The organism is Kitasatospora sp. NPDC088134 (assembly GCF_044741705.1).
Lineage (GTDB): Bacteria > Actinomycetota > Actinomycetes > Streptomycetales > Streptomycetaceae > Kitasatospora.
The window spans coordinates 168,787-181,786 of record NZ_JBIUTD010000005.1 but is presented as its reverse complement, the minus strand read 5'-3'; the positions used below and the strand labels follow the sequence as shown (position 1 = coordinate 181,786).

Genomic DNA, 13,000 nt, shown 5'->3' with positions numbered 1-13,000 from the left:
AATCAGCCGAGGGCGGGGACGCCCGGGTAGAGCGGGTAGGGGGCGAGCAGGTCGACGGCGCGCTTGGCGACGGCGTCGCGGAGCGCGGGGTCGAGGGTGTACTGCGCCTTGGAGGAGCCGGTGGGAGCGGTGCCGGCCAGGACGGTGTGGACCAGCTCGGCGACCTCGTCGAAGTCGGCGGTGGTCAGGCCGCGGGTGGTCAGCGCGGGCGTGCCCAGCCGGACGCCCGAGGTGTACCAGGCGCCGTTCGGGTCCTGCGGGACGGCGTTGCGGTTGGTGACGATGCCGGAGTCCAGCAGCGCGGCCTCCGCCTGACGACCGGTCAGGCCGTAGGAGGAGACGTCGGCGAGCACCAGGTGGTTGTCGGTGCCGCCGGTCACCAGCCGGGCCCCGCGCCGCAGCAGCCCCTCGGCCAGCGCCTGCGCGTTGTCGACGACCTGGCGGGCGTACACCCGGAACTCGGGGCGGCGGGCCTCCGCGAAGGCCACCGCCTTCGCGGCCATCACGTGCGAGAGCGGGCCGCCCAGCACCAGCGGGCAGCCTCGGTCGACGTGCTCGGCCAGCTCCGAGGTGCACAGCACCATGCCGCCGCGCGGGCCGCGCAGCGACTTGTGGGTGGTGGTGGTGACGATCTGCGCGTGCGCGACCGGGTCGAAGTCCCCGGTCAGCACCTTGCCCGCGACCAGGCCCGCGAAGTGCGCCATGTCGACCATCAGGGTCGCGCCGACCTCGTCCGCGATCTCCCGCATCAGCCGGAAGTTCACCGGGCGCGGGTACGCCGAGTACCCGGCGACCAGGATCAGCGGCTTGAAGTCGAGGGCGATCCGGCGCACCTCGTCGTAGTCGAGCAGCCCGGTCGCCGGGTCGGTGCCGTAGCTGCGCTGCTCGAACATCTTGCCCGAGATGTTCGGCCGGAAGCCGTGGGTGAGGTGGCCGCCGGAGTCCAGCGACATGCCGAGCATCCGCTGGTTGCCCAGCTCGCGGCGGAGCTCCGCCCAGTCCTGCTCGCTCAGGTCGTTGACGTTGTGCACGCCGGCCCGCCCCAGCGCCGGGCTCTCCACCCGCTGCGAGAGCACCGCCCAGAAGGCGACCAGGTTGGCGTCGATCCCGGAGTGCGGCTGCACGTACGCGTGCTCCGCGCCGAACAGCTCGCGGGCGTGCTCGGCGGCCAGCTCCTCCACCGCGTCGACGTTGCGGCAGCCCGCGTAGAAGCGGCGCCCCGGGGTGCCCTCCGCGTACTTGTCGCTCAGCCAGTTGCCCATCGCCAGCAGCACGGCCGGCGAGGCGTAGTTCTCACTGGCGATCAGCTTCAGCGAGGCGCGCTGGTCCTCCAGCTCGGCGCCGATCGCGGCCGCGACCCGCGGCTCGACGGCGCGCACCGCGTCCAGGGCGCTGCGGAAGGCGGTGTCGGCGGCGGGCCCGGCGAAGGTGTGCGCGGCGTCGGGGAGGGAAGCGGGCACGGTGGCGGGCAGGGACTGGGACTCGGCCAAGGCGGTCTCCTCGTACAGGACGGACGATTCGGACGGCCCAGGCGCACGGCGACAGCAGGCGGGCAGACGGCACCCGCGCGGAGCCGCTCCCCGATGGTGACTTCCATCCCAGCGCGCCAGTCACGGCTCACCGGGATGCTACCAACTCCCGGACGGCGCACGGCGCCACCCCCGGGACGGGGCCTGCGGCCGGGGCACGTGGTCGGTGCGGGCGGGCGCGGTCGGTGCGGGCGGGGGCGGGAGGCCGATGCGCGCGGTCGGTGCGGGCGGTCGGTGCGGGCGGGGGCGGCCGGGGCGGGCGCTCGGGGCGGGCGGCGAAATCCCCTGGTGCGCCCGACCGTCCGTTCGGCATGATCGGGCGCATGACATGGACCGTCCCCGCCACCGACCGCCCCGAGGGCTCCCTCACCGCTCCCGAGGCCCAGCTGCTGCCCGAGTACCTCGCCTGGCACCGGGCCACCTTCCTGCACAAGTGCGCGGGCCTGACGGGGGAGCAGCTCGCGCTGCGCCCGCTGCCCACCAGCTCGCTCTCGCTGCTCGGCCTGATGCGCCACCTGGCGAAGGTCGAGCGGACCTGGTTCCGGATCAGGTTCGCCGCCGAGCCGGTCGAGCCGCTGCACTTCGTGGTGGGCCACAAGGACGCCGACTTCGACCTGCTGGAGCCCGCCCGGGCCGAGCAGGAGTACCTGCGCCTGCTGGAGGAGCAGCGCCTGGCGGACGAGGCGGTGGCGGGCGCCCCGCTGGACGCGCTGCTGGCCGAGCACCGCGAGGAGATGTCGCTGCGGATGACGTACCTGCACGTCACCACCGAGTACGCCCGCCACAACGGCCACGCGGACCTGCTGCGCGAGCTGGTCGACGGGGTGACGGGCGACTGATCCGGCGGTCGGCGGGGGTGAACTCCGTTGCCAGGACGGGAAGCTGACGGGTACTCCGGATGACGATCCGATCGTGTGATCGGATAGCATACCGAGTATGGGACCTCTCGAGCCGAACGTACCCGAGCTGATCCTCGGGCTGATCGTCTTCTTCCTCCTCTTCGGCGTGCTCGGCAAGGTGCTGCTGCCGCGCATCGAACGCACGCTGACCGAACGGCACGACCGCACCGACGGCGGCATGGCCCGGGCCGAGGCCGCCCGGGCCGAGGCGGAACGCGTCCGGGACGAGTTCCGGGCCGAACTCGCCGCCGCCCGGCACGAGGCGGCGGCGATCCGGCAGGCCGCCGCCGAGGAGGGCGCGGCCCTGATCACCGCCCTCCGCGCCGAGGGCCAGCAGCAGCGCGAGCGGCTGGTGGACGAGGCGCACGTGCAGCTGGCCGCCGACACGGTGCTGGCCGAGGCCGCGCTCCGCGAGGACGTCATCGCGCTGGCCACCGAACTCGCCGCCCGGGTGGTCGGCGAACCGCTCGCCGACCTGCCGAGCACCCGCGCGATCGCGGACGAGTACCTCAGCCAGACGGTGAACTGACGCACCGTCGGGCCGTGGCACAGGAGGACGGGCCGTCCCGGGCCGGAGCTCTTCGCTCCGGGACCGGGACGGCCCGTCCGTCGTTCGGCGCCGCGTCCGTCGTTCGGCGCTGCGGGGGACGGGGAGGGGTCAGCAGGGTCCGTTGTCGGCCCAGACGCCCCACTGGCCGCTGAGCGTCGGGTCCTCGTTGACGGTCCACCACTTGTTGGTCCAGTAGTGGCCCTTCCAGTTGACCTTGGTGCCGGCGGTCGCGTAGGTGGTGGTGGCGCTCCAGCTCGGGGCGGCCGAGCAGGTGCCGCCCGACGGGCTCGGCGAGCTGCTGGTGCCGGTGCTCGTGCTCGGCGACGGGGAGGGCGAGGTGGGCGGGGTGGCCCCGGCGAACTTCACCGTGTACTTGGTGAAGTCCCAGTCGTTCTGCGCCACGCTGGAGCAGGAGCCGGACAGACCCGGGTCGACCGTGCCGGGGCACTGGCGGTCCCGGTTGACCGACCAGTAGGTGTAGCGGGCCAGCTTGTGCGCGGTGGCGAAGTCCAGCACGGTCTGGAAGTCGGCCTGCCGGAAGTACTCGGCGGCGTCGGTCCGGCCGTTCATCAGCGAGACGCCCTCGTGCGCGTAGGCGTTGGCCTCGGTCCAGCCGAAGGTGCTCTGCAGGATCTGGTTGAACTTCACCAGCGCGTCGGTCTGCGCCGCCGCCCCGTTGAAGCCTCCGTCGAACGGCATGATCGAGTAGTTGTCGGGGGTGAAGCCCGCCGACTTCGCCTCCAGCAGCATCTGGGTGCCGAACCAGCCGGTGCCCGCGTTGGTGCCCGCCGTGGTGATCGAGACGTACAGGCCCGGGTTGTTCTGCTGCAGGATGCGGGCCGCGCCGATCTCGTTGTGGATCGCGGCGGTGTTCTCGTACTCGGGCTCCTCCAGGTCGAAGTCGATCGCCTTGAGGCCGTACTTGGTGACCACCTTCTGGTAGGCGGCGGCGGTCGCCTCCGGGGTGCCGCAGGTCTGGCCGAGCTTGGTGCCGCCGTAGCCGCCCACCGAGACCGAGACGTCGCCGCCCTTGTTGCGGATCGTCTGGATCACGGCCGGCATCGCGGTGTCGGTGTCGATCGAGGAGGTGCCGCCCCAGGCCGGGCTGCAACTGCTGCCCTGGGCCAGGACGAACGCCAGCTGGAAGGCCTTCTGGCCGGTGGCGTCCATCACGGCGGCGGCGTCCGGCGGGCTGTTGTCCTCCGGCATCAGGTACGGCGCCGAGGCGTACCAGTTGTTGCCGAGCCCGGTCGCGGCGGTGGCGGCGCTGGCCGGGCCGGAGGCGGTGACGGCGGCCACGCCGCCGGCCAGCAGGCCGAAGACGGACAGGGCCACCGCGAGGGCGCGGCGCGGCCGGGCCGGCGGGGCGTCGGCCGGGCGGTCGGCGGCGGGGGAGTGTGGGGGAAGTGCGCGTTCCATCGGGAACCTCTCCAGGAGGCGGCGAGGACGGCGGCCCGGACGCGCGCGGGGAAAGAGTGGGGGTGCGCGCCCGGGTCAACGGTCGGGTACCAAGCCGAGGTTGACGTGACTGCCCACTGGTATAGACCTGTGCCGGTGCCCCGTCAACCCTTGCCGGTGGAGCCGCGGCGGGGCTGCACCGGAGCACACAAAGCGCAGGTCAAGGGAGGCTCAAGGGTGGGCCGGGTCGGGTGGTCGACGAACCGTCGGAACGCGTGGACGCGTGGACGTGCCTGCGGGGGCGGGTCAGTCCGACCGCCTGCGGCCGCGCTCCCGCCCCCGCTCGCGGCCCCGTTCGCGGCCGCGGGTCGGCGGCTCGGCCGGGAGGTAGGACTCCAGGCCGCGCAGGAACACCTCGACCTTGAAGGCGTACCGCTCGTCCCCGTCGCCCGACACCATGGTGTCGGCCATGCCCTGCAGGACCGGGAAGCGGTCGGTCGGCAGCGCCTCCAGGAAGGAGTGCAGCTGCCCGAAGTACTCGTGGATGTCGGTGCCGCGGGCGATCCGCTCCGCGTAGACCGAGGACTCGTAGGCGTCGGTGTCGATCAGCTGGCCCAGGCCGTCCAGCGCCCAGGCGGTGACCTGCGGCGGCAGGCCGACCCGGAGCAGCAGGTCGAGCAGGAACTCGGTGAGGGTCAACTGGCTCTCGCCGAGCGGGATGCTGCCCAGCGAGACCAGCGAGACGTCCCGGTGCGAGGTGAGCACGCGCTGCGCCTCGAAGCAGATCTCGGTGATCTGCTCCTTCCAGCGCTCGGGCTCGGGGCGCAGCGGCAGCCGGATCTCGGAGACGACCCGCTCCAGCAGGAGTTCGAAGAGCTCCTCCTTGTTGGAGACGTGCGCGTAGAGTGAGGCCGGGCCGGTGCCGAGCTCCTGCGCCACCCGACGCATCGTCACCCCGGCCAGCCCCTCGGCGTCGAGGACGCGGAGGGCGGTCTCGATGATCAGCGAGCGGCTGAGCGGCTGCCGCGGGTCCGCCTTGCGGGGCTTGTGCCACGGAATCGCGGGCATCTGCGCGGGCATGCGGGCCACCTGCTTTCGCTGAACGTTCGACCGTCGAACATCGTACTCCCGACGAACGGCGTTCGACGCGGGTACGAAGCGATCGGGCCGGAGAACGGCTGGAGCGCTGGTCGGAGCGGGTGTCTCGGGGTCGGCTCGGGGGTTCCCCGGAAGGCGGCTCGGGGTGGGGGTCGGGGGAAAGCCGGGGGAAGGGCCGGGCAAAACCATTTGACGGGAACGCCGATCGACTCGTAGAACAGTGTTCGTCCCACCAAACACCGTTCACCGCGCGGCCCCCGTCCACCGCGCCCCGGCACACTCAGGAGTTGCGATGACCGACGCGGTCACCACCTCGGCGCCGCCGTCCGCAGGCGCGGCCGAGCCCTACCGTTGGCGCTGGGTCGCGCTGTTCGTCATCCTCGCCGCCGAGGTGATGGACCTGCTCGACTCGCTGGTCACCAACATCGCCGCGCCCGCGATCCGGGCCGACATCGGCGGCGGCGAGTCCACCATCCAGTGGCTCGGCGCGGCCTACACGCTGGCGATGGCGATCGGCCTGATCACCGGCGGCCGGCTCGGCGACATCTTCGGCCGCCGCCGGATGTTCATGATCGGCGCGGCCGGGTTCACGCTCGGCTCGCTGGCCTGCGGCTTGGCCCAGGAGCCCTGGCAGCTGATCGCCGCCCGGGTGGCCCAGGGCCTGCTCGGCGCGGTGATGCTGCCGCAGGGCCTCGGCATCATGAAGGAGATCTTCTCGCCGAAGGAGCAGGGCGCGGCGTTCGGCATGTTCGGCCCGGTGATGGGTCTGTCCACGGTCGGCGGCCCGATCCTGGCCGGCTGGCTGGTCGACGCCGACTTCGGCGGCACCGGCTGGCGGATGATCTTCCTGATCAACATCCCGCTCGGCCTGTTCGCGCTGATCGGCGGCCGGGTGTTCCTGCCCGCGCGGGCCGACGGGCGGACGGTCCGGCTCGACCTGGTCGGCGCGCTGCTGGCGGCGCTCGGCGCCGCCACCGTGATCTACCCGCTGGTGCAGGGCCGCGAGCACGACTGGCCGCTGTGGGCGTTCGCGCTGCTGGCGGTCGGCGTCGCGGTGTTCGGCGTGTTCGGCTGGTACGAGGCCCGCCGCAAGGCCGCCGGGGCGGACCCGCTGGTCGAGCCCAGCCTGTTCGCCAAGCGCGGCTTCAGCGGCGGCATGGTGCTCGGCCTGATCTTCTTCACCGCGATGACCGGCTTCTGGCTGACGTTCAGCCTCTACACCCAGCTCGGCCTGCACTACAGCGCGCTGAAGTCCGGCCTGGCGGGCATCCCGGCCTCGGTCGGCATGGTGGTGGCCTTCGTCGCCTCGCAGGCGCTGCAGAAGTTCGGCCGCAAGGTGATGCACGCGGGCCTGCTGGTGATGCTGGCCGGCGTCGGCGCCCTGATGTACACCCTGCACGCCGAGGGCGCCGCGGTGACGCCCTGGCAGACCACGCCCGCGCTCGCCGTCACCGGCCTGGGCATGGGCCTGGTGATGGCCCCGTTCTTCGGCACGGTGCTGGCCTCGGTCGAGGCGCACGAGACGGGCTCCGCCTCCGGCACCCTGACGTCGATCCAGCAGCTCGGCGCCGCCCTGGGCAGCGCCATCCTGGGCACGGTGTTCTTCGAGCGCCTCAAGACGGCGGACTTCGCCAGTGCCGAGCAGATCACGCTGTGGACCGAACTCGGCCTGCTGGTCGTGGTGTTCGCCGCGATCTTCCTGCTGCCGATGCACGGCCGCCCCGAGCACGGCGAGGGCGGGGAGGGCGGCGAGGGCGAGGAGGCCGAGGCCGCCCCCGCCGCCCCCGGCCCGCGCAAGGCGGAGGCGGGCGAGCACCAGGCGGTGTGACGCACCAGGCGGTGTGACGCACCGTCACCGAGGAGGAGACGAGCAGGGCCGTCCCGCAGCCGCGGGACGGCCCTGCCGCGCGAGCGGGCCGGTCAGCCCCTGTACGCCGCGAAGATCTTCGAGAACTGGTACGGCGTCTGCGGGACGTTGGTGCACTTGGGCAGCGAGCCGGTGCAGGCGTTGGCGTCCCGGGTCATCTCCCAGAAGGCCAGCTCGCCGAGGTGGTTCTGCTGGGCGAAGGCGAGCAGCTGCTGGGCGTCGGAGAGGCCGAACACCTCGGAGGCGGTGTCGTTCTGGCCGAGCATCGGGGTGACGCCGACCATCGCGTACGCCTGGGCGTCCGTCAGGCCGGTCCACACCGAGCGGATCTGCGCCTGGGTGGACTGCGCGGACTGGATCGCGTACGCGCCCATCTTCCCGGCCGGGCTCGGCGCGGCCCAGTCGCCGAAGTCCATCGCCATCACGTTGACCAGGTCGACGGCCAGGCCGGCGTTCTTGGCCGACTGCAGGATGTAGACCCCGTCGGCGGTCAGGCCGCTCGGCAGCACCGGCAGGGTCAGGCTGACCTTCAGGTCGCGGCCCTTGGCCCGCTGCGCGGCCTGCACCTGGGCGAGCGCGGCGGAGCGCCGGTCCACCGAGGCGCGGTCGGTGACGGCGGTGCCCTCGATGTCGAAGTCGACCCGGTCGAGGGCGTAGACGTCCACCACCTTCTGGTACTGCGCGGCCAGCGCGGCCACCGTGGTGCAGGACTGGGCGAGTTCGGTGCCGTTGGCGCCGCCGAAGGACGGGCGGACGTCGCCGCCGGCGTCCCGGATCGCGTCCATGTCGGCCTTGTCCCAGCCGGTGGCCGGGTCGTAGGCGCCGAACCAGCTGGCGGTGCACGGCTGGGTGCCGTTGATGAGGAACGCCAGCGAGAACTCCTTGAGCCCACTGGCCGCGGCCAGTGCGGGCAGGCTCGGCGTCGGGTAGGCGCCCAGGTCCACGTACGGCGCGGCGGTCCCGGCGGCGGTGCCGGCGCCCGCGACGGCGGTCACGGCCGCGGAGTTCGCGGACTCGTTGCCCGCCGCGTCGAAGGCGCTGACGGTGAAGGTGTGGCTGCTGCCCGCGAGCAGGCCGCGGACGGTGGCCGCGGTGCCGGTGGTGGTCGCCACCACCGTCGAGCCCTCGCGGACGTGGTAGCCGGCCACCGCCGTGTTGTCGGTGGACGCGCCCCAGCCGAGCGTGACGCTGCCCGGCCCGGTGCCGGTGGAGCGCAGGCCCGCGGGCACCGACGGCGCCGCCGTGTCGGCGGGCGCGCCCGCGCACGGCTGGTTGTTGATCGTGCAGTTGGCGGGCGCGGTCTGCACCGCGCCGGTGCTGACGCCGAAGCCGACCGCCGGGGCGGCCGCACCCGGGGCGAGCGGCGAGGCCCAGCTCGGCGAGGTCACCGTGTAGTGGGTGCCGGTCGGGGTGGCGGTGGAGGTCAGCACGCCGTTCCACAGGCTGGAGACGCTCTCGCCGGTCGGCAGGTCGAAGGAGAGCGACCAGCTGTTCACGGTGGCGTTGGTGTGGTTGGTGACGGTGTAGGTCGCCTGGAACCCGGTCGACCAGCTCTGGGTGACCGCGTAGTCGGCGACCAGCCCGGAGACCCCGGCGGCACCGGCCGCACCGGCGACATCGGCGGCACCGGCGGCGGAGGTGCCCAGCGGGGTGGCGATCAGCGCCGCGGCCGCGGCGAGCGAGAGGGTGACGCGCCTCATCGGCGGGTCCTCCTTGGAGGTGTGGGGGATGGGGAGGGCCGTGCTCGGGTGCGGGGAGCGCACCCAAGATGGTCCAGACCAATTCGGGCCGTCAATCCGAAGTCTGCCGGTTTTGCCAGGAGTTGACGCATCGGCGGGTGCGAGTGGAGCGGGAGGTGCGAGTGGAGCGGGAGGCGCGGGCGGCGGCAACGGGTGGGGCGAACGGGTGGGACGACGGAGGGCGCGGCCCCCGAAGACGTGGGGGAAGGGGCCGCGCCGCCCGCCCGACCCCGGCCCCGGGGTCGGGCGTCCATGGGCCGTCGGCGTCAGGCGGCGACGGCGGCCGCGCGCATCCGGCGGGTCAGGAACACGCCCGAGGCGGTGGCCGAGAGCAGCCCCGCGCCCGCCAGCACGAGCAGGGCGTCGCCGCTCCCCGGGCCGGTCGCGGTGTCCGCGGCGTCGGCGGTGGCGACGGTGTTCGCGGCGTTCGTGCTGTTCAGGGCGGTGTCGCCGCCGTGGCCGTGGTGCGCGACGGTCGAGCGGGCCGCGCCCGCGTCGATCTGCGTCTCGGACGGGCCGGACGGGTTCGTCGCCGCGAACGGCGCGGCCGCGGCCGCCGGGGAGCCGCCGAAGTCGACGTCCGAGCAGCCGTAGAACGCCTCCGGGCTGTCCGAGCGCTGCCACACCATGTAGACCAGCTGGCGGCCGGTGCGCTGCGGCAGCGTCACGCCGACGTTGTAGTAGCCGTTGTCCGAGGTGCGGGCGGTGGCGTAGGTGGCGATCGGGTTGGCCAGGTCCAGGTCGGACCACTTCAGCGGCTTGGTGGGGTTGTAGCCGCCGTTGGTCAGGTACAGCTTCATGGTGCCCTGGTGCGGCGCCGTGACGCGGAAGTTGAAGGTCTTCGCGCCGGCCGTCACCGTGGTGGCCGGCCAGTCGGTGCGGGCCCAGTCCAGGGCCCGGTACTTGTCGCGGTTGGCCGAGCAGAGGTGCCCGTCCGGGATGATCTGCTGGCTCTGCCCGTTGGCGCTCGCGAGGTTGACCTCGTTCCAGTCGTACAGCGGCTGGGTGCCGCTGTCGGCCACCAGGTCCTTGCACACCTGGGACTTCGGGGTCTCGGGGCCCTCCGCGTAACAGGCCGCGACGCGGCTGGCGGGACCGAACATCGCACCGTGGGCGTCCGCCGTGGTGGCGGTGAGGGCCGTGACGGCCAGGGCGCCCGCGCCCACCGCGGAGGCGGTGAGCAGGCGACGGGACCAGGACATGGTTCTCCTAGGGGAAGGCCGGGCCGGCTGTGGGGGAAAGCGGCACGTCTGCCCGCGCCACGGGGAGCGACCCCGGGGCCGCGCGGCGTGGACCCGGCACGCCGCGAGCGGAACGAAGGCTACGATTGGCCTATACCAATTGACAAGAGTCGGCCAAGTGGGGGCCGCCGCCCGATGGCGGGATCCGGCCACTCCCCACCACCCTTGCCGCCCGGGCGACCTGGCGATCCGTCAGCCCCCTCGCCACCCCCGCCCGCCCCGGCGTACCAGGGGAATCGGCCCTCCCGCATCCGCACCCGCTACCGCCCCGGTACCCGCCCGCCTACGCCGCACCGGCCGGAACGCGTGCCCGGCGACCGGCCCGGGCGGGGCGCAGGAATAAGGCCCAGGTAACCCTGCGATAAGGCACCGGGCGGGGATCGGCCGCGCCGAACGGAGGGCCGTCGGACGGGAGCGTTCCGTCTGTGGCACGGGGGACGGTCGTACGGTGGACGGGTCGTGTGGCGTGGTGGGATCGGGGGCGGCGGGCGCGCGGCGCGGGTGTGCTCCTCGTCCTGCGGCGCCGTGGTTGACGAAGGGTCAGGACAGCGGTGGCGGGGACAGCGCGGCCAGCAGTCGCGCGGTCTCCAGGCCGGTGACCAGGTACTGCACCAGCAGGTCGTCGCCCAGCGCCCGGGGCGAGCGGCGTTCGCGGACCAGCCGGACCGCCTCGTCCGGCGCCGACCCCAGCTCGACCAGGGCCTGCGCGGCGACCAGCCCCGAGCGGTTGTGGCCGGTGCGACCGCGCACCAGCACGCTCTGGCCCGAGACGACCGCCTCCGCGACCGTCCGGGACAGCGACTGCACGGCCGTCAACTGCCAGGCGTCCAGCGGCCCGTCCGGCAGCGCCACCACCCGGTGCGGCCGGCCCGGGGCGGGGCCGTGGCCGGCCGCCGGGCACAGGCTGACCACCAGGTCGAACTCCGCGTCCACCACGACGGGCAGGCGCCGCCCCGCGGCGTCCGTCCGGTGCAGGCCGCCCAGCCACAGCCCGGGGGCGATCTCGTTCCACGGCGCCGCCGGCTCGGGCGCGCCGCTATCGTTCTGACGGGTACTCATCCCAGCTGCCTCCCGCCCTGGAACGCGGACGGCCGGGCGGTTGTTCCCGAGAACGCGGGCAACTCCGTTTCGGGGCGCGGGGATTCGCCGGGCGTTCACGGGGGCAACAGGCCCTGGTGCGGCCTCGTCGGGGCGGGGCCGGAACGTTGGTCCGCACCGCTCCGCACACCCACGACCCGAGGGACGGAACCCGTGACCGCACCGCGCACCCCCAGGTGGCGCCGTCGACTCTCCCTGCTGCTGGCCACCGTCGCCCTGCCGGCCGCCGCCCTGGGAGCCCTGACCGCGCCTCCCGCCGCCGCCGCGCCGGCCGACGGCATCCGGATCAACGAGGTGGTCACCACCGGGTCGGTGAACGACTCGATCGAGCTCTACAACAAGGGCACCGCGACGGTCGACCTGTCCGGATGGGTCCTCAAGGACAACGACAACAGCAACAAGTACAAGATCGCCTCCGGCACCACGCTCGCCCCCGGCGGCCACCGGGCCTTCGACGTGCACGGCAGCTTCGGCCTCGGCTCCGCCGACAGCGCCCGGCTCTACCTGGCCGACGGCACCACCCTGGTCGACTCCTACAGCTGGACCTCGCACTCCGACCCGTCCTGGTCGCGCTGCCCCGACGGCACCGGCACCTGGGGCAGGGCCACCGCGCTCACCCTCGGCAAGGCCAACAACTGCTCCGGCAGCGGCGGTCCGACCGTCCCCGTCGCCTGGCCCGGCAGCTCCACCGTGACCACCGCCGACGCCGCCGACGTGTTCGGCGAGGACCTGTCCGGCCTGTACCAGGAGGGCGGCGTGCTCTGGGGCGCGCAGAACTCCGGCAAGCTGTGGCGGCTCGTCCCGAACGGCTCCGGCGGCTGGAAGCCCGACACCGCCAACGGCTGGGGCGCCGGAAAGGCGCTGCGCTTCCCCGGCGGCAGCGGCACCCCCGACGACGAAGGCGTCACCCTGACCGGCGCGGGCTCGGCCGGCGGCGTCTACGTCTCCAGCGAGCGCAACGCCGACTCCTCCGGCACCAGCCGGCTCTCCGTGCTGCGCTACGACGTCTCCGGCAGCGGCGGCACGCTGACCGCCACCCGGGAGTGGAACCTCACCCCCGACCTCCCGTCCACCGGCGCCAACCTCGGCCTGGAGGGCATCACCTGGGTGCCCGACGGCTACCTGACCGGCGCGGGCTTCAAGGACGTCGCCACCGGCGCCGCCTACGACCCGAGCCGCTACGCCGCGCACACCGGCGGCGTGTTCTTCGTCGGCGTCGAGGGCACCGGCGCCGTCCACGGCTACGTCCTGCTGGAGGCCGGCGGCTTCACCAAGGTCGCCACCGTGGCGAGCGGCATGGCCGGGGTGATGGAACTGTCCTGGGAGCCGCAGGCGAACCGGCTCTGGGTGGTCTGCGACGACACCTGCTCCGGCCAGCTGCGCACCTTCAAGGTGAACGCCTCCGGCGCGTTCGCGCTCGCTGCCGTCCACAACCGCCCGACCGGCATGCCGAACCTCAACAACGAGGGCTTCACCCTGGCCGGCGCGGGCGAGTGCACGGGCGGCAGCAAGCCCGTCTACTGGTCCGACGACGGCAACACCGGCGGCCACGCCCTGCGCAGGGGCAGCATCACCTGCTGA

10 protein-coding genes are annotated in these 13,000 nt (G+C 73.6%); 4 read left to right on the top strand and 6 right to left on the bottom strand.

Annotated features, from left to right (window positions below; all coding sequences use genetic code 11):
• Positions 1-2 precede the first annotated feature (2 nt).
• Positions 3-1,460 carry a glycine hydroxymethyltransferase gene (locus tag ACIOHG_RS10835; RefSeq protein WP_400948496.1) on the bottom strand — a complete coding sequence of 486 codons (1,458 nt, stop codon included), beginning with the start codon at positions 1,458-1,460 and terminating at the stop codon, positions 3-5.
• A gap of 392 nt (positions 1,461-1,852) precedes the next feature.
• Here ACIOHG_RS10835 and ACIOHG_RS10830 point away from each other — a divergent pair, with 392 nt between their 5' ends.
• Both ACIOHG_RS10830 and ACIOHG_RS10825 read left to right on the top strand, forming a co-directional pair.
• Positions 1,853-2,368, top strand: a complete 516-nt coding sequence (locus ACIOHG_RS10830) for a DinB family protein (RefSeq protein WP_400948057.1) — start codon at positions 1,853-1,855, stop codon at positions 2,366-2,368.
• A 97-nt stretch (positions 2,369-2,465) separates the two neighbouring features.
• Positions 2,466-2,957, top strand: coding sequence for a hypothetical protein (locus ACIOHG_RS10825; RefSeq protein WP_400948054.1), 492 nt, complete (start codon positions 2,466-2,468; stop codon positions 2,955-2,957).
• A 129-nt stretch (positions 2,958-3,086) separates the two neighbouring features.
• Here the strand turns inward: ACIOHG_RS10825 and ACIOHG_RS10820 are convergent, their stop codons facing one another.
• Complete coding sequence (locus ACIOHG_RS10820; RefSeq protein ID WP_400948053.1) at positions 3,087-4,397, bottom strand: chitinase; 1,311 nt, start codon at positions 4,395-4,397, stop codon at positions 3,087-3,089.
• 285 nt (positions 4,398-4,682) lie between these two features.
• Positions 4,683-5,456: a TetR/AcrR family transcriptional regulator C-terminal domain-containing protein gene (locus ACIOHG_RS10815; protein WP_400948050.1), complete on the bottom strand. Its 774-nt coding sequence runs from the start codon at positions 5,454-5,456 to the stop codon at positions 4,683-4,685.
• A gap of 310 nt (positions 5,457-5,766) precedes the next feature.
• Between ACIOHG_RS10815 and ACIOHG_RS10810 the strand changes: the two genes are divergently transcribed.
• The gene (locus ACIOHG_RS10810) at positions 5,767-7,302 is read left to right on the top strand and encodes an MFS transporter (protein WP_400948048.1); all 1,536 of its coding nucleotides are present in this window, start codon (positions 5,767-5,769) and stop codon (positions 7,300-7,302) included.
• A 92-nt stretch (positions 7,303-7,394) separates the two neighbouring features.
• On the opposite strand, the gene ACIOHG_RS10805 is transcribed toward ACIOHG_RS10810, so the two are convergent.
• The 3 genes from ACIOHG_RS10805 to ACIOHG_RS10795 form a co-directional block, all read right to left on the bottom strand.
• Positions 7,395-9,041: a cellulose binding domain-containing protein gene (locus ACIOHG_RS10805; RefSeq protein ID WP_400948045.1), complete on the bottom strand. Its 1,647-nt coding sequence runs from the start codon at positions 9,039-9,041 to the stop codon at positions 7,395-7,397.
• Positions 9,042-9,346: 305 nt separating this feature from the next.
• On the bottom strand, positions 9,347-10,282 hold the full coding sequence (locus ACIOHG_RS10800; protein WP_400948042.1) for a lytic polysaccharide monooxygenase: 936 nt from the start codon (positions 10,280-10,282) through the stop codon (positions 9,347-9,349).
• Between the two features lie 579 nt (positions 10,283-10,861).
• A complete protein-coding gene (locus ACIOHG_RS10795; protein ID WP_400948040.1) occupies positions 10,862-11,380 on the bottom strand; it encodes a protein phosphatase in 519 nt (172 codons plus the stop codon).
• Between the two features lie 192 nt (positions 11,381-11,572).
• On the opposite strand from ACIOHG_RS10795, the gene ACIOHG_RS10790 reads away from it, so the two are divergent.
• Positions 11,573-13,000: a lamin tail domain-containing protein gene (locus tag ACIOHG_RS10790; protein ID WP_400948038.1), complete on the top strand. Its 1,428-nt coding sequence runs from the start codon at positions 11,573-11,575 to the stop codon at positions 12,998-13,000.

Excerpts from the sequence above, each read along its gene's own strand:
- ACIOHG_RS10830 (WP_400948057.1), top strand. The coding sequence starts at position 1,853 with ATGACATGGACCGTCCCCGCCACCGACCGCCCCGAGGGCTCCCTCACC.
- ACIOHG_RS10825 (WP_400948054.1), top strand. The coding sequence starts at position 2,466 with ATGGGACCTCTCGAGCCGAACGTACCCGAGCTGATCCTCGGGCTGATC.
- ACIOHG_RS10820 (WP_400948053.1), bottom strand. The coding sequence starts at position 4,397 with ATGGAACGCGCACTTCCCCCACACTCCCCCGCCGCCGACCGCCCGGCC.
- ACIOHG_RS10815 (WP_400948050.1), bottom strand. The coding sequence starts at position 5,456 with ATGCCCGCGCAGATGCCCGCGATTCCGTGGCACAAGCCCCGCAAGGCG.
- ACIOHG_RS10810 (WP_400948048.1), top strand. The coding sequence starts at position 5,767 with ATGACCGACGCGGTCACCACCTCGGCGCCGCCGTCCGCAGGCGCGGCC.
- ACIOHG_RS10805 (WP_400948045.1), bottom strand. The coding sequence starts at position 9,041 with ATGAGGCGCGTCACCCTCTCGCTCGCCGCGGCCGCGGCGCTGATCGCC.
- ACIOHG_RS10800 (WP_400948042.1), bottom strand. The coding sequence starts at position 10,282 with ATGTCCTGGTCCCGTCGCCTGCTCACCGCCTCCGCGGTGGGCGCGGGC.
- ACIOHG_RS10795 (WP_400948040.1), bottom strand. The coding sequence starts at position 11,380 with ATGAGTACCCGTCAGAACGATAGCGGCGCGCCCGAGCCGGCGGCGCCG.